15 protein-coding genes are annotated in these 14,522 nt (G+C 67.1%); 7 read left to right on the forward strand and 8 right to left on the reverse strand.

Going from position 1 to position 14,522, the window contains the following annotated elements; translation table 11 throughout:
* Positions 1–322: 322 nt before the first annotated feature.
* Entirely contained in the window at positions 323–859 is a 537-nt protein-coding gene (locus LR394_RS36585) for a DinB family protein (RefSeq protein ID WP_231449280.1), read from the reverse strand.
* Between the two features lie 189 nt (positions 860–1,048).
* Entirely contained in the window at positions 1,049–1,462 is a 414-nt protein-coding gene (locus LR394_RS36590; protein ID WP_231449281.1) for a PH domain-containing protein, read from the reverse strand.
* A gap of 287 nt (positions 1,463–1,749) precedes the next feature.
* Here LR394_RS36590 and LR394_RS36595 point away from each other — a divergent pair, with 287 nt between their 5' ends.
* Entirely contained in the window at positions 1,750–2,202 is a 453-nt protein-coding gene (locus tag LR394_RS36595) for a tetratricopeptide repeat protein (RefSeq protein ID WP_231449282.1), read from the forward strand.
* Between the two features lie 6 nt (positions 2,203–2,208).
* On the opposite strand, the gene LR394_RS36600 is transcribed toward LR394_RS36595, so the two are convergent.
* The gene (locus tag LR394_RS36600) at positions 2,209–2,835 is read right to left on the reverse strand and encodes a TetR/AcrR family transcriptional regulator (RefSeq protein WP_231449283.1); all 627 of its coding nucleotides are present in this window, start codon (positions 2,833–2,835) and stop codon (positions 2,209–2,211) included.
* An 85-nt stretch (positions 2,836–2,920) separates the two neighbouring features.
* On the opposite strand from LR394_RS36600, the gene LR394_RS36605 reads away from it, so the two are divergent.
* Together LR394_RS36605 and LR394_RS36610 are read left to right on the forward strand one after the other, a co-directional pair.
* Complete coding sequence (locus tag LR394_RS36605; RefSeq protein ID WP_231449284.1) at positions 2,921–3,328, forward strand: RidA family protein; 408 nt, start codon at positions 2,921–2,923, stop codon at positions 3,326–3,328.
* Positions 3,329–3,454: 126 nt separating this feature from the next.
* Complete coding sequence (locus LR394_RS36610) at positions 3,455–3,895, forward strand: GNAT family N-acetyltransferase (RefSeq protein WP_231449285.1); 441 nt, start codon at positions 3,455–3,457, stop codon at positions 3,893–3,895.
* A 28-nt stretch (positions 3,896–3,923) separates the two neighbouring features.
* Here LR394_RS36610 and LR394_RS36615 read toward each other — a convergent pair whose 3' ends face one another.
* A complete protein-coding gene (locus LR394_RS36615) occupies positions 3,924–4,454 on the reverse strand; it encodes a thioesterase family protein (protein WP_231449286.1) in 531 nt (176 codons plus the stop codon).
* Positions 4,455–4,666: 212 nt separating this feature from the next.
* Here LR394_RS36615 and LR394_RS36620 point away from each other — a divergent pair, with 212 nt between their 5' ends.
* Positions 4,667–6,163, forward strand: a complete 1,497-nt coding sequence (locus tag LR394_RS36620) for a DUF1593 domain-containing protein (protein ID WP_231449287.1) — start codon at positions 4,667–4,669, stop codon at positions 6,161–6,163.
* 66 nt (positions 6,164–6,229) lie between these two features.
* Here LR394_RS36620 and LR394_RS36625 read toward each other — a convergent pair whose 3' ends face one another.
* Positions 6,230–8,392, reverse strand: a complete 2,163-nt coding sequence (locus LR394_RS36625; protein ID WP_231449288.1) for a hypothetical protein — start codon at positions 8,390–8,392, stop codon at positions 6,230–6,232.
* A gap of 426 nt (positions 8,393–8,818) precedes the next feature.
* On the opposite strand from LR394_RS36625, the gene LR394_RS36630 reads away from it, so the two are divergent.
* Positions 8,819–9,412, forward strand: coding sequence for a histidine phosphatase family protein (locus LR394_RS36630; protein WP_231449289.1), 594 nt, complete (start codon positions 8,819–8,821; stop codon positions 9,410–9,412).
* A 24-nt stretch (positions 9,413–9,436) separates the two neighbouring features.
* Here LR394_RS36630 and LR394_RS36635 read toward each other — a convergent pair whose 3' ends face one another.
* Both LR394_RS36635 and LR394_RS36640 read right to left on the reverse strand, forming a co-directional pair.
* Entirely contained in the window at positions 9,437–10,465 is a 1,029-nt protein-coding gene (locus tag LR394_RS36635) for an aldo/keto reductase (protein WP_231449290.1), read from the reverse strand.
* Between the two features lie 4 nt (positions 10,466–10,469).
* Positions 10,470–11,324 (reverse strand): PIG-L family deacetylase, encoded by an 855-nt coding sequence (locus tag LR394_RS36640; protein ID WP_407937192.1) that lies wholly within the window; start codon positions 11,322–11,324, stop codon positions 10,470–10,472.
* A gap of 207 nt (positions 11,325–11,531) precedes the next feature.
* Here LR394_RS36640 and LR394_RS36645 point away from each other — a divergent pair, with 207 nt between their 5' ends.
* On the forward strand, positions 11,532–11,903 hold the full coding sequence (locus tag LR394_RS36645; RefSeq protein WP_231449292.1) for a hypothetical protein: 372 nt from the start codon (positions 11,532–11,534) through the stop codon (positions 11,901–11,903).
* On the opposite strand, the gene LR394_RS36650 is transcribed toward LR394_RS36645, so the two are convergent.
* A complete protein-coding gene (locus tag LR394_RS36650) occupies positions 11,900–13,075 on the reverse strand; it encodes an acyl-CoA dehydrogenase family protein (protein WP_231449293.1) in 1,176 nt (391 codons plus the stop codon). The two genes, LR394_RS36645 and LR394_RS36650, sit on opposite strands and share 4 nt — an antisense overlap.
* Before the next feature lie 56 nt (positions 13,076–13,131).
* Here LR394_RS36650 and LR394_RS36655 point away from each other — a divergent pair, with 56 nt between their 5' ends.
* Entirely contained in the window at positions 13,132–14,502 is a 1,371-nt protein-coding gene (locus LR394_RS36655) for an NAD-dependent succinate-semialdehyde dehydrogenase (RefSeq protein WP_231449294.1), read from the forward strand.
* Positions 14,503–14,522: the final 20 nt, after the last annotated feature.

Genomic DNA, 14,522 nt, shown 5'->3' on the forward strand with positions numbered 1-14,522 from the left:
ACGAAGGGCATGAGCATGCACTGCTCAGACAGTTGCAGAAAATGAAGGCCACTGAATCCCGAGACCGGCCGCTCACGCGTCCGTTGCTCTCAGAACCTGCCCGCCGCACAAGGCGACCGGCTGCAGGGCCTTGGAAGACATTACCAGGATCGGCCCCTCCCGCCAACCCCCTGCTTCAGCGTCTTCGTTCGCCTGCCCGGTGCCAGCAGAGGAGGCCCCCGAACCCGCTGGTCAGGAGTCGCCTCGGAACGCAGGAAGGGCACCGAGCCTGAACCTCCGTTCAGAACTCGATGCCCTCGAGCGGGTCATCCGGTTGGTTCCGTCAGCCGGCGCTGGTCTCCCCCGAGGCCTTCATCAGTCGGAGCGTCCCGATCTCGGCCGCGTTCTTCATCAGTTCGGCGTTCACCCAGGCAGCCGTGTCCGCCACCGTTCGCCCAGCGTCGGCGGGCCAGGGGTAGGACGTCGCTGCAGCCAAGGTCTCGTCATCGAGCCCGTCCAGCACCGCGACCCATTGGGCCCCCAGTTCACGCAACAGGGTCACCGCGGGCTCGCCCACTCCAGGCCAGGCAACCGTCAGTGGATCGAGCGGCTCACGACCGGCCGCCTGCTCCAGAGCACTGCCCAGCCACCAGGTCAGATGCCAACTCGTCCAGGCAATGGTCGGCACCGGGATCGGGTCGGGCTCGCTCTCCGCCCAGTCCGGCTCCCAGGTGCCGTCGGCCTGAGGGTTCATCGTCCAGCACAACGGACCGGGCTCCCACAGGAAGTCGCCGTCTTCCAGGCGCTCCAGGTGGTATTCGAAGAACGACCAGGCCAGGTCGAACTGCCAGCGCAACAGGTCTCGGCGGGAGGACTCCATCCGGCGACCTTCCCATGTGATCATCTCCGCGGCAACGTTCCTGCGAACCGCCCAGGTCAGAGCGAAATGACCAGATTTGCCCGGCCCCTTACCGGCGGACCACCTCCCGTCTCGCCAAAGGTGGATCCGCTGCCGCAGCGCCTCCACGTACGCCCATCGGAAGCGACCGCGTTCAACCAGCAGACCGGTTCAGCGCCGAGCCTGCCTGACCTTGAGTCGCTGCAGTCGCCGAACCGCTTGCCGTCCGGGTTCCCTAGCAATGTCCAGCCCCTGGAACACGTGCGGGAAAGCAGCCGATCCCAGACTTCGGCCGTCCGTCAGCTCGAAAACCAGCCCGTTGCCGTACGAAACCCGCCTGATCTCAGCCCAAGCCAATCGCCTCGTCCTCAGATAGTTCACCACCACTACCCCACTACTCCCGGCCTCGATGCGCAGCACCCAGGCGCGAACGGCTACGACGCCGACGGCCAGCGCGCCGATCCAGCTCAGCAACCGGCGTTCTGGTTCGAGCGCGCCTCCGACAATCAGCAGGGCCATCAGGCAGACCATGGCGCCTCCACAAACCAGACGCTGCCAGAGCGGCGGGCGGAGGACGACGGGCATCCGGTCATGACACCAGACCGAGCTCACTTGGATCGGGTTGTTGCGGAGATCAACGGCCCCAGGGTTGCGATCGGTTGAGCCCGGTGAACATCGTAAGCGCCGCATCAGACCCGTTCGATCGATCAGGGTCGGAGTGAGGAAATGCCCCGGTACGGCCAAGGGCTCTTCCTACCCTCTACGACTGAGCCATAGTGGCGTTCTACGTAGCGCCACGCCGGTTGCGCTCAGAATGCTCGCTGGACCGGCCCTCATCTGAAACGGCTGATCATCTTTCCAGGAGGTTGCTCGTGATCACCGACCCAGTGTTGCTACGCATCGGTGCTGCCGCTCAGCTTCGGCACCAGGGGGACACCGACGCCGCGATCGCTGCCTTCACCGAGCTTTGGCACGAGATCAGCGAAGGGGACGCTGATCCTCTGCATCTGTGCACGCTGGCGCACTCGATGGCCGACGCCCAGGACGACGTGGAGCAGGAACTGGCCTGGGACCTGCGCGCTCTCGCCGCGGCGGAACGGCTCACCGATGAGCGCATGGCTGCGAGCGGGGTGGAGCTTTCTGTGGCTGGTCTCTATCCGTCACTGCACCTCAATCTCTGTGAGTGCTACCGCAAACTTGGGGATCTTGAGCGTGCTCGTGAGCACCTCCGGCAGGCCGAGGAGTCCGTCGGCGCGCTGGGCGATGATGCTTATGGGCAGCTGATCAGAGACGGTCTGGCGAAGGTGGCTTCGCAGCTGCCCTGAACAGCTCTACCCCGCCATCGGTAGCCCCGCCTGTTTCCATGCCTGCCCGACCGAGGCTTGGCAACGATCCAGCTTGTCGCCCACCCGCACGAACAGTCCTTCGAGCAGCAGCGGGCCGTGCCGCAACGTTTCGACCGGTTGAGGCCCGTTGGCCACCAGCGAGGAAAGGCCATGGGCCACGGCCCAGGTCTGCACCGCCAGGTCCAGCGGCACGACGTCTTCGGCAAAGCGGCCGGCCTCGACCCCGCGTAGGGCCGACTGCACCATGCACTCCAGCCCGTCGTCCGCTGCCTGAGCATCGTCCAGGCCGAACGTGGCGTCGAACATGACCCGGTACAGGTCGGGGTGATCGAGCGCGTTCTGGATGTACGCGGTGACGTGGGCGGCCAGGTCGAGCACCGGATCGTCAGTGGTCGGCAGCTCCCGGAACAGCACGCCCATCCGGGTGTGGCCCTCCTGCCGCAGCGCCGTCCACAGCCCGTCCATGCTGCCGAAATGCGTGTAGACGGCCATGGTCGAGTAGCCGGTGTCGGCCACCAGGGAGCGCAGGGTGATCGGGGCGCGGGTGCGCAGCATCTGCCCCGCGCGCTCGAGCAACAGGGTTCGCACCGCCGGATCTTTCGGTCTCGCCATGCGTCGATGATACATGGCATAGCTATGTTATGTTTTCCGGGTCGCTGGCTCCCGCCGTCGACGAACGCCTGCAAGGAGACGAAACATGGCCATCAGCCTGAAGAACCCCGCCGGTCTGCCCGAGGTGCCGCTGTACAAGTACGTTTCGGTGGCCAGTGGTTCGAAAATGGTCCACATGGCGGGTCAGGTCCCGATCGACGAGAACGGCGAGACGGTCGGCAAGGGCGACTACGTGGCCCAGATCGAGCAGGCCTACCTGAACGTGGCCAAGGTGCTGGCCGCCGCCGGCGCCACCTTCGACGACGTCGTGAAGATCAACGTTTACGCGGTGAACATGACGCCCGACGTGATCGCGGCCTCCGGCGAGGGCATCGCGCGGGCCGAGCAGAAACTCGGCGTGAAGATCCAGGCGCCACTCACCGGGATCGGCGTAGCCGCGCTCGCCTCACCCGAGTACCTGGTCGAGGTCGACGCCGTGGCCGTCCTGGACTGAGTCGTATCGGGACGGCCGAGTGAACCGACCGCATTCAGCCTGACCGCGGGTGGCTGGGCCGCGCATGACCCGGCCCGGTTCCCACCCTCGGGTCCGGGCTCTGGCGGCAGGATTTACGATGCGGCCATGGCCGACTGGACTTTCTCCCCCGCTGTCCCCGAAGACGTCGACCGCATCGCCGATCTGAAGGTTCTGGTGATCCGCGAGCACCTGGAGCGGCTTCGCCCGTGGGACGAGAGCTCGGCCCGTCATTACCTGTACGTGCGCTGGGTGCCCGCGAATGTGCGGATCATCGAGGTCGGCGGGGTTTTCGCGGGATGTGTTGCCTTGCGGCAGGCCGAGGACTGCCGCTGGATCGAGCAGTTCTACCTGGTGCCGGAGTTTCAGGGGCAGGGGCTGGGCAGCGCCGTGCTGGCCGCTTTACTGGAGGAGTGTGACGCCGACGGGCAGATCGTGCGGCTGGATGTGTTGCAGCAGAGCCCGGCCCGCAGGTTGTACGAGCGGCACGGCTTCACGCTGGAGCACGAAGATGCGCTGGACGCCTTCCTGATCCGCCACCCGAGGTAAGCGGACACCTCACCCAGCAACAACGTCCTCAAGCAGTGGGGTTCTTCGAGATCCGCACGCTGTCGGCCCATTCCTTCACCCAGACCGGGAGTTCCAGATCGGCCGGGTAACCGCCCACCGACTCCTCCAGCTCGGCCTGCGTCACTGAACCGCCGCTGCGCTTGAGGAATCGGGCCTGAACCACTGCGCGGGCGGTGGTCTCACCGCGCGCGACGAACGTCTGCTCCAGGTAGGTGTGCCGGTCGTCGAAGCCGAGCATGCGGGTGTGCACATGAAACTTCTGCCAGGGCTTCAGCGAGCGCCGGTAGGTGATGGTCTGGGCGGTGACCACGGGGTACCAGCCGCGGCCGGTGATCTCCTGCCAGTAGCCGGCCCGGGCCAGCAGGTCGAGCCGGGAGAGGTCGCAGAAGGCCAGGTAGCGACTGTTCGTCAGGTGCCGGAACACGTCCAGGTCGTTCGGCAGCACGCGGAACGGGGTGCGGGAGCCTTCCCAGACCGACACCTTGGACCGGAATCGTCCCAGCAGCATGGTCAGGAACAGGCGCAGGTAGAGGTTCATCAGGCTTTCCGGTCGACCAGGCAGGTTACGGGTGGGCCGATCGCGCCACTGCGCTCGGCCCGGTCATCCTAAGACGACCAGTGAGCGCTTGCTTAGCCGCCATCTGCTTGACGCATATCCGGCACATCGCGCACGATGACCACGCCCTTCATTCACTATCGAATGGATATTCACTTCCGGTCCAATGACGTTCCAGGAAGGGAAACCCTGACGTGCCTCGTCCCAAGACTCTTGTCGCCGCAGCCGCGCTGCTCGCCCTGACGCTGATGCCCGGCACGGCCGTCGCATCCATCGCGCCCTCGACGGCCGACCGGTCCGGTCAGGACCGCCAAGGCCGGCAGAATCAGCAGGTCAAGCCGCGGATCATCATCACCCAGGACGGCGAGGTGGACGACATGGATTCGTTCATCCGCTGGCTCTACTACGCCAACGAGTTCGATACCGCCGGGATCATCCTGACCAGCTCACGCTTCCACTGGGCGGGCAACGGTGACGACGTCCAGCCCTACCGCTGGACCGGTACGGAGTGGGTGAACGACTACATCGACCGCTACGCCAAGATCTACCCCAACCTGCGCAAGCACGCCGACGGCTACCCCTCCCCCGCCAAGCTGCGCAGCCTGTACAAGATCGGCAACATCAGCAATGTCGGCGAGATGACCGAAGTGACCGAGGGCTCGGAACTGATCCGCAAGACCATCCTGGACAAGGACCGGCGCACTCTGAACATCCAGGCCTGGGGCGGCACGAACGCCACTGCACGGGCGCTGAAGTCGATTCAGGAGCAGTACCAGGGCACCAAGGCCTGGCCCCGGATCCAGCGTGAGGTCAGCCAGAAGGTCGTCATCTACAACATCCTCACCCAGGACTCCACGCTGGCCGACTACATCAAGCCGAATTGGCCGGACATCAAGATCATCGATAACCAGAGCCAGTTCTGGTCGTTCGCCTACGCCTGGACCAGCACGGTGCCCGCCCCGCTGCAGGACGTCCTGAAGGCGCCCTACATGGAGAAGTACCTGCTCAACGGGCACGGGCCGCTGCTCGAGCAGTACCGCACCTATCGCGACGGCAAGCCGACGCCCGGCGATGACGAGAACAACCGCTGGCGGCCGGAGTCCAACCTGAACTACGCCGTGCACGACTTCATTTCGGAGGGTGACTCCCCCGCGTTCATGTACCTTTTCGACTGCAACGGCCTGCGCTCCAGCGAAGACCCGACGTGGGGAGGCTGGGGCGGACGCTTCACCCCGAACGCCACCGGGTGGCTCGACACCACCGACGTCAGCCCGTACGGCTCCCCGCCACGCAGCTACCCCCTGATCCGCTGGGTCCGCGAGATCCAGAACGACTTCGCCGCCCGCGCCGACTGGGGCATTACGCCCTCGTACCGTAAGGCGAACCACGTGCCGGAGGGCTCGGTGAAGCAAGGGGTAGACCTCAAGGCCCGCCCAGGGCAGAGCATCCGGCTCGACGGCCACGGATCCGACCCCGACGGCGACAAGCTGACGTACCGCTGGTGGCAGTACACCGACGCGGACACGTTCGACGGCACGGTCGAGATCAAGGGCGCCGAAACCAAGAGCGCCCGCTTCACCGTTCCGGCCGATGCTCCCACCGGTTCGACCATCCACGTCATTCTCGAAATTGAGGACGATGGCACGCCGGCTTTGAAGCACTATCAGCGCGCGGTTGTCACCGTGCGCTAAAGATCCACAGGCGCAAGAGCGGACTACGCCGACGGGCGGATCTGGGCCGGGACCCGGATCCGCCGGTCACCGCAGGGCGTGGCGTTCGAACACCGTTGGCGTGTCCGGTCCCACCTGGATGAACCACTTCAGCACCACACCGACCGGAGGGCAGCTTTCGTACCAGCGGCTGCTGAAGAACTGGAGCCTGACGATCGGCCCTTCACGCTCGTGACGCAGCGGATGGACCCGCCCGCCCACCGGCGGTTGCCCCCCCCACTCAGACGGGGCAGCCCGTACCAGGTCCTCGTTCCGGCCACTGGCCAGCGCTTCGGCCAGCGCCTCCAGTTCGTGGGGCTGATCCGTGGACAGCAGTACCCGCTCCACCAGTCGGATCTCGTCCTCGTAGGAGTCGTACTGCCCGAGGAGATATTCAGCCCCGTCGTGCGCACGGATGTGCACCGCGGCAATGTCTGCGTACCAGCTTAAGGTCGACCCCGTTGCCTTCTCTACGCCGAGCCGGTCAACCCACGCCACCTTTTGCAGTGCCAGACCGTAGTTCTCGCGGACCGGAACGTCGAAGGCAGCACGCCGGGCGCGGCGCGCCGGGGGGCTGACACTCGCCTGTCGCAGGACCCGGGGCTGATCGTGCACCACGATTTCGTCTCCCAGTCGGGCTACCTCGTGACAGGTGACGCTTGCACTGGGGGCGTCATCGAGGTTCTCCTGTGCCCTGACCGACCAACGCACCAGCGCCACTTCTTGCTCAGCGGTGCGGTGGTAGGAGAAGAAATCGATGCTCAGGGAAGCTCCGTCGCGGGCAGCACGCAGCGGATGCGCCCACTCTCGCACCTGAGCGCCCCAGGGGTGGATGTCCTCGAGCGGCGGATCGATGTCTGTCCCTTCGACCAGAAGCCCTGCACCAACGTCGGGCAGGGCGCCGCGCAGCATCACGTCCGCGAGTTCCTCGAGCCGCCCGCCGGACCGAACCCGCAGAACCAGTTCTGCTGCCTCGTCAGCTCTTTCGCCCGGGCCGAGGACGAAATCCGTACCGTCCACCGTCCGGACAATCACCGAATCCAGCCGCGTATTCTCGATCGGGGTCTCGTCGAGCATCCAGGAGTCGTTGTCCAGCGTCACGACCTGCTGCACCCAGTGTGTTTCGGCCAGACCGCGCTCCATCCGAGTCATCATGGTCAGCCGACCAACTGGCAAGAAGCGATCCCAGCAGACCTCCCGCACCCAGTCGGCTACCGGGAGCGCTTCCGGTGTCAGGGGACGAGGGCGCCTGGCGGGTGGGTGATGCCGCTTCACGCTGCTCGGGCGAAGATCGGCGAACGGCTGTTTCACCAGGAGCGTCTCGCAACCCTCCGTCACGTTGGCCGTCCACCGGAACACCTCAAAACCCTCGCCCTGCTCGGCGTATCGGTGCGTGAAGAAACTGAGCCCTGCATCGGTGCAGCGCAGCGGCCACACCTGCGCCCGGATCCGCTCCATGACCGGAGCCTCGGGATCCACGAGTTTCTCGCCCTGCGCGAAGGCCAGCAGGTCCGCCAATTCCTGGTGCTCACCGGCCGAGAGCATCCGCTCCGCGAGCGCGCGCGATCCTCGTCCTAGACCTGCGGTCAGCACATACTCGGTGCCATCCTGCGCCAGCAGCACAGTCAGCAGATCGCCGACCGCCGCGGCCTGCTTCACCCAGACCGGTCGGACGCCGACAGGAACGTCCCGCAACGTCAGCAACCGCTCGCCGACCAGTGCCTCGTCCGGTTCCAGATACAACTCGGTGGCCAGAAGTTCGGCCACACGCTCACGAGTCATCCGCCGCGTCATCGGGATCTCTGGCAGATCGCGGAACGCGAAGTGGTCGAAGAACGCTTCCCGTCCGGGTCCCACCTCCACGAAGCCCTTGCGCACCTCGGTGACAGCAGGGTGTTCCCAGCGCCAGGCGTAGAAGAAGAACTCCAGGCGCACGAGGTCGCCATCACGCGACAGTCGTGTCGGGTGCAGCCAGGCCTGGATCTCCTGGCCCGCCGGGAAAGAGATCAATGGGGGACGTCCGAATGCGCCTTCCACGAGAATCGCGTCTGGTGAGGTGGACAGAAAGGCAAGAACCTCGGCCAGCGCTACCGGACCCGGAGCCTGTGGCAGCAGGAGACGCTCGATCAGCCGGCTCTGGTCGGCTCGGGTGCCATGACGGCCGATGACGTACTCCGTGCCGTCGGTGGCGACGATGATCGCGGTCAGCACCTCGCTCTGGCTTTCCGACCACTGCAGGTGACGGATCAGCACGCATTCGTCCACCCATGGCTCGGCGGCCAGCGCCCACTCGCACGGCCGTACCTCGTAGGCGTCATACCGGCCGTCGGCCCAGCGCACCCGCACCCGGGAACCCCGGTCGTCCGCATCGGCCGCCAGGACCTCACCGCCGAAACCCCCGTCAGCGCCAGCGCAGCCGATCCGGTCCCGGAACACGTCCAGCCATCGGTCGACCGGCACCGATCCCACCCCATCAGGCATTCCTGGGCACTTCGCTCTCAACCTGAGCATAGTCCGGCAGGCAGTCGTGACCTGAGCCGGATCCTCGGTGGTACACGTCTCGGGCACCGAACACCGGTCCGGGGGCCGGCCTGGGTCAAGATGGAGGAGCTGGATCCCCGACAGACAAGGTTCTTCATGCGTCTCCTGCTCATCCGTCACGGCCAGACCCACTCCAACGTGGCCGGGGCCCTGGACACCGCCCGCCCCGGTGCCGACCTCACCGATCTCGGCCGCGAGCAGGCCGAACTGCTGGTGGACCGGCTCAAGGACGAAACCATCGACGCCCTGCACGCCAGCACCCTGGTCCGTACGCAGCAGACCATCGCCCCGCTGGCCCAGGCCCGCGGGCTGGAGGTGGCGATTCACGACGGCATCCGCGAGTGGGACGCCGGCGACCTGGAGATGAACAACGACCTCGAGTCCGTGGACCTGTACGTCAAGGTCGCGATGAGCTGGGCCGCCGGCCAGACCGACGTGCAGATGCCCGGCGGCCCGAGCGGCGCCGAGGCTCTGGGCCGCTACGACGCGGTGATCGAGCAGATCGCAGCCAGCGGCGTGGGCTGTGCGGCCGTGGTCAGCCACGGTGCGGCGATCCGGACCTGGGTGGCGGCCCGGGCCACCGGTGTGGACGTGGAGTACGCCGAGGACAACCCGCTGCTGAACACTCAGGTGATCAAGCTCGTCGGCGACCCGCAGGGCGGCTGGGTGGTGGAGGACTGGGGTTGGTGATGCACCCTGCAGGCCCGTCGACTTCTAGGGCCGCCGCCTGAGCCGTGGGTTCTGCAGGTCGGAGGGCAGGTCGTAGCGTTCTCCGGGGGCCAGGTCGCTCCCGGGGCCGACGATCATGTCCACCGCGTCGAGCACATCGTCGGGCAGTCTGAGTTCGAGCGCGGCCAGCTGAGCCTCAAGGTGTTCCCGGGTGCGCGGCCCGATGATCGCGGCGGTGACCCCGGGGTGCGCGGTGACGAATCCGAGGGCCAGCTCGATCAGGGTGAGCCCTGCTCCCGCGGCCACGCCGGCCAGCTGTTCCACCACGTCCAGGCGGCGCTGGTTCACCGGCACATCCAGGTCGAACCACGCGGGAAAGTGCCGAGCGCGGTTGGTGTCGATCGGTTGCCCGGCCCGTACGGCACCGCTGAGCCAGCCACCGCTGAGCGGCCCCCAGATCAGCGTGCCCAGGCCGTACTGCTGGGCAACCGGCAGCACATCGCGTTCCAGGCCGCGCATCAGCAGGGAGTAGTTGGCCTGCTCGGACACGAAACCGCTCAAACCCCGGTCGTGAGCAGCGTGCTGCGCCTCGACCAGGCGATAGGCCTGGTAGTTGGACGTGCCGAAGTACCGGATCTTCCCGGCGTGCTGCAGATCGGTCAGAGCCGCCAGGGTCTCCTCGTGCGCGGTCTGCGGGTCGAACCGGTGGACCTGGTACAGGTCGATCCAGTCGGTGCCGAGGCGACGCAGGCTCTCCTCGACGGCCTGCACCAGCCAGCGCCGTGAGCTACCGCTGCGTTGAGGCGCCTCACCCATCGGCAGACCGGCCTTGGTGGCCAGCACCACGCTGTCACGGCGGCCCTTCAGCGCCCGGCCCACCACTTCTTCGGAGCCGCCCTGCCCGTACACGTCGGCGGTGTCGATCAGGTTGATGCCCCGCTCCAGGGCCTGGTGGATGATCCGCACCGGCTCCTGCACCGAATCCTCGCCTCGGACGGTGAAGTTCATGGCTCCGAGGGCGAGTGGGGCTACCTGGACTCCGGTGCGCCCGAGCGTGCGGTACTCGACGGCCATGGCCTCAGCGCAGGCCGTCGAACAGGTCGGCCTCGGGCACGGGGGCGCCGGTGGTGTCGTGGGCGCGCTGGAAGGTTTCCACGCCCATCATCACGGTGAAGCGTTCGACGCCGAGGCCGAGCATCATGGCGCTGTCGGACTGGCTGGCGTGGGCGGCCAGGGCGTCGAACTTCTGCTGGCTCCAGGCCTTCACGTCGACCCAGGTGGTCAGTTCGTCGTCCGGCAGGCCCATCGGCAGGCGCTCGCCGCGGGCCAGGGCCTGGTCCATCTCGGCCTCGTACTTCTCGACCTCGGCCTTCTCCTCCTCGGTGCCGAACTCGCGGGTGAGGTCGCCCCACTGCTTCATCTGTGAGTAGGGCGGGGAGGACCAGTAGACCTTGGCCGGGTACCAGCCACCGGCGGCCTTGAGCTGCTCGAGGGCGGCGACGGTGACCCGGTAGGCCTGGATGTGGTCGGGGTGGCCGTACACACCGTTGGAGTCGTAGGTGACCACGACGTCGGGACGGTGGCGGAGCATCAGCTCGGCCAGGCTGGCGGCGGACTCGGCGACCGGGACGTTCCAGAAGGCGCCTGGGGCCTTGTTCGTGTCCCAGCCCATCATCCCGGAGTCGTGGTAGCCGAGCCGCTCCACGTGGTCCAGGCCGAGCACCTTGGCGCTGCGTTCGAGCTCGCCCTTGCGCACCACGGCGACGGCTTCGGGATCGTGCTCGGCATCGCCGGGTTTCACGCCGCCCGGGCCGTCGCCGCAACGGCCGTCGGTACAGGTGACCAGCACGGTGCGGATGCCTTCGGCGGCAGCCTTGGCGAAGACTCCGCCGGTGCCGGTGGCTTCGTCGTCGGGATGGGCGTGGACGGCCATCAGGGTCAAGGTCACAACGGGCACAGTAGCCGGGACCACCGACAGTCTTGGACTGCTTTTCGTTCTGGGCGCAGCCGGGCATACCTGGGCCGGCCCGAACGTTTCAGCGCGGCCTGGCCGGCGGGTCGACGTGTACACCAGGCGGCAGACGGGTGAGAGCCGCAGAACCGGCAAACCCTGGGCGAGCGCCACTCCTACCGTGAGCGTATGACGCACGCGGCCTCACAGCTGTTCGACCCCAACGACCTGGAAACCCTTCGCGCTCAGGTGGTGCTTCCGGTGCTGACCGCGATGCTTCGTGACGGTGAACTGCGGGAGTACCAGCTGGGATGGGTGAACTGGCAGGCCGACCTGGACACGGTCGGCCCCGAGCGCACGGCTGAGGCCGACTGTCTTTACGTCGTCGTCGTACCGCAGGTCCCCGAGAACCGGCTGCATCACTGTCTCTGGCGCCCGGGAACCAGCTACGAGAACCTCGCGCAGGCGGCGTACCAGTTCGCCTGGGTGATGGAGGAATGGATTCCCGAGTTCGTGGCCTGGGGTGAGCAGCGGCTGATGCCTGATCATCTGAAGCTCTAGCGGAACGCGTCGATCCCGGTCATCGCCTTGCCGATCACCAGCGTGTGCATCTCGACGGTGCCTTCGTAGGTCAGCACCGATTCCAGGTTGTTCATGTGCCGGATCACCGGGTACTCCAGGGAGATGCCGTTGGCGCCCAGAACGGTGCGCGCGGTACGGCAGATCTCCAGGGCCTCGCGCACGTTGTTCAGCTTGCCCAGGCTGACCTGCGCGGGCTTGAGCACACCAGCGTCCTTGCGCCGGCCCAGGTGCAGGGCCAGCAGCAGGCCCTTGGTGTACTCCACCTCCATGTCCGCGAGTTTCTGCTGGGTGAGCTGGAATCCGGCGATCGGGCGGCCGAACTGCGAGCGCTCGATCGAGTAGCGCAACGCCGCGGACAAACACGTTCTGGCTGCGCCGAGCGAACCCCAGATGATCCCGAACCGCGCCTCGTTCAGGCAGGACAACGGCCCGGCCAGCCCCCGCACCGAGGCGAACGCACTCGCCGAGGGGACCCGGACGTCCTCAATCACCAGTTCTGACGTGATCGAGGCGCGCAACGACAGCTTGTGCCGGATGTCGTGCGCGCTGAAGCCCGGGGTCGTGGTGGGAACGGCGAAGCCGCGGATGCCCTCGTCGGTGTTGGCCCAGATCACCGCGATGTCGGCGATCGAGCCGTTGGTGATCCAGGTCTTGCGGCCGTTGAGGATCCAGTCGTCCCCATAGCGCCGGGCGTGCGTGTGCATCGCCGCCGGGTCCGAACCGTGATCGGGCTCGGTCAGCCCGAAACAGCCGATCGCCTCACCGGCCGCCATCCGGGGCAGCCACTCGTCCTTGAGTTCCGAAGAGCCCCAGCGCCACAGGGCGTACATCGCCAGCGAGCCCTGCACCGAGACCAGCGAGCGGATGCCGGAGTCGACCGCCTCCAGTTCCAGGCAGGTCAGGCCGTACTGGGTGGCCGTCATCCCGGCGCAGCCGTACCCCTGCAGATGCATGCCGAGCACACCCAGCCGGCCCAGTTCGCGGGTCAGGCCACGGGGGTCCTCGACCGTTCCCCGCTCGAACCAGTCCGCCACGTGGGGAGCGATCCGGGCTTGTGCGAAGGTGCGCACAGCAGCCCGGATGTCACGTTCGTCGTCGGTGAGCAGGTCGTCGACGCCAGCAAGATCCACGGCCACATCGATGGGGTCCACCGGGCCAAAGTAGGCTCCTCGGCAACGACAAGACCACCCCTGGATGGAGACACCGTATGAGCCCCACTCAGCCGCCGTACCAGGTGACCGACCCCGCCACCGGCGAGGTTCTCCAGACCTTCCCGTACGCCACCGGCGCCGAGATCGAGACGGCCATCGCTGCGGCCGACACCGCGTTCACCGCCTGGCGGCAGGTGCCGATCGCCGAGCGCGCGGCGATCGTGCAGAAGGTGTCGGACCTGTTCGGCGAGCGGGCCGAGGAACTGGCCCGGCTCTCCCGGCAGGAGATGGGCAAGGCGATCGACGAGGGCAAGGAGGAGAGCGAGTTCTCCCAGGCCATCTTCGGCTACTACGCCACCGAGGGCCCGAGGCTGGCGGCCGACCGGCCGATCCCGACCAGCGAGGACACCGGCGGCACGGCGATGGTCGAGTACCGGCCGGTGGGCCCGGTGCTGGGGATCATGCCGTGGAACTTCCCGACCTACCAGATCGCCCGGTTCGCCGCCCCGAACCTGGTGCTGGGCAACACCGTGATCCTCAAGCACGCCGAGTGTGTGCCGCAGACCGCGCTGGCGGTGGCCCAGATCATGAAGGACGCCGGGGTGCCCGAGGGCGCCTACGTCAACGTCTTCGCCACCCACGAGCAGGTCGAGACCATCATCGCCGACCGCCGGGTGCAGGGTGTGTCGCTGACCGGTTCGGAGCGGGCCGGGGCCGTGGTGGCGGCGCTGGCCGGGCAGTACCTGAAGAAGTGCGTGCTGGAGCTCGGCGGCTCGGACCCGATGGTGGTGCTGGACAGCGCCGACGTGCCGAAGCTGGCCGAGACCGCGTGGGACTTCCGGGTCTACAACAACGGCCAGGTCTGCAACTCGAACAAGCGGATGATCGTGATGGAGGACGTGTACGACTCCTTCGTCGCCGAGCTCACCGAGAAGGCCAGGGCGATCGACCTGGCCACGCATGCGCCGATGTCCTCGCGCCGGGCCGCCGAGGCGATCGACGAGCAGATCAAGGACGCGGTGGGCAAGGGAGCGACCCTGCACGCCGGTGGGGTGCTGGGCGACGGTCCGGCGGCGAAGTTCTCGCCGGGTGTGCTCACCGGGGTCACCCCCGAGATGCGGGCGTTCCACGAAGAGCTGTTCGGGCCGGTGGCCGTGGTCTACAAGGTCGCCTCGGAGGACGAGGCGGTGGAACTGGCCAACGCCACCCGTTTCGGCCTGGGCGGCTCGGTGTTCAGCGCCGATGTCGAACGGGCCAAACGGATCGCCCGGCGCCTGGACGTGGGGATGGCGAACGTGAACACGCCGGCCGGTGAGGCGGCCGAGTTGCCGTTCGGCGGGACCAAGCGCTCGGGCTTCGGCCGGGAGCTGGGCCCGCTGGGCTTCGACGAGTTCTGCAACAAGCGGCTGTACTACATCGCCGACTGAGTCATCGACGGCCGTGAGGT

The sequence above is a fragment of the Kineosporia babensis genome, from assembly GCF_021129305.1.
Classification (GTDB): Bacteria; Actinomycetota; Actinomycetes; order Actinomycetales; family Kineosporiaceae; genus Kineosporia; species Kineosporia babensis.

Coding starts and splice junctions, on each gene's coding strand:
- LR394_RS36645 (WP_231449292.1), top strand. CDS start 11,532: ATGACGCACGCGGCCTCACAGCTGTTCGACCCCAACGACCTGGAAACC.
- LR394_RS36585 (WP_231449280.1), bottom strand. CDS start 859: ATGGAGTCCTCCCGCCGAGACCTGTTGCGCTGGCAGTTCGACCTGGCC.
- LR394_RS36605 (WP_231449284.1), top strand. CDS start 2,921: ATGGCCATCAGCCTGAAGAACCCCGCCGGTCTGCCCGAGGTGCCGCTG.
- LR394_RS36590 (WP_231449281.1), bottom strand. CDS start 1,462: ATGCCCGTCGTCCTCCGCCCGCCGCTCTGGCAGCGTCTGGTTTGTGGA.
- LR394_RS36655 (WP_231449294.1), top strand. CDS start 13,132: ATGAGCCCCACTCAGCCGCCGTACCAGGTGACCGACCCCGCCACCGGC.
- LR394_RS36610 (WP_231449285.1), top strand. CDS start 3,455: ATGGCCGACTGGACTTTCTCCCCCGCTGTCCCCGAAGACGTCGACCGC.
- LR394_RS36630 (WP_231449289.1), top strand. CDS start 8,819: ATGCGTCTCCTGCTCATCCGTCACGGCCAGACCCACTCCAACGTGGCC.
- LR394_RS36635 (WP_231449290.1), bottom strand. CDS start 10,465: ATGGCCGTCGAGTACCGCACGCTCGGGCGCACCGGAGTCCAGGTAGCC.
- LR394_RS36615 (WP_231449286.1), bottom strand. CDS start 4,454: ATGAACCTCTACCTGCGCCTGTTCCTGACCATGCTGCTGGGACGATTC.
- LR394_RS36600 (WP_231449283.1), bottom strand. CDS start 2,835: ATGGCGAGACCGAAAGATCCGGCGGTGCGAACCCTGTTGCTCGAGCGC.
- LR394_RS36640 (WP_407937192.1), bottom strand. CDS start 11,324: ATGGCCGTCCACGCCCATCCCGACGACGAAGCCACCGGCACCGGCGGA.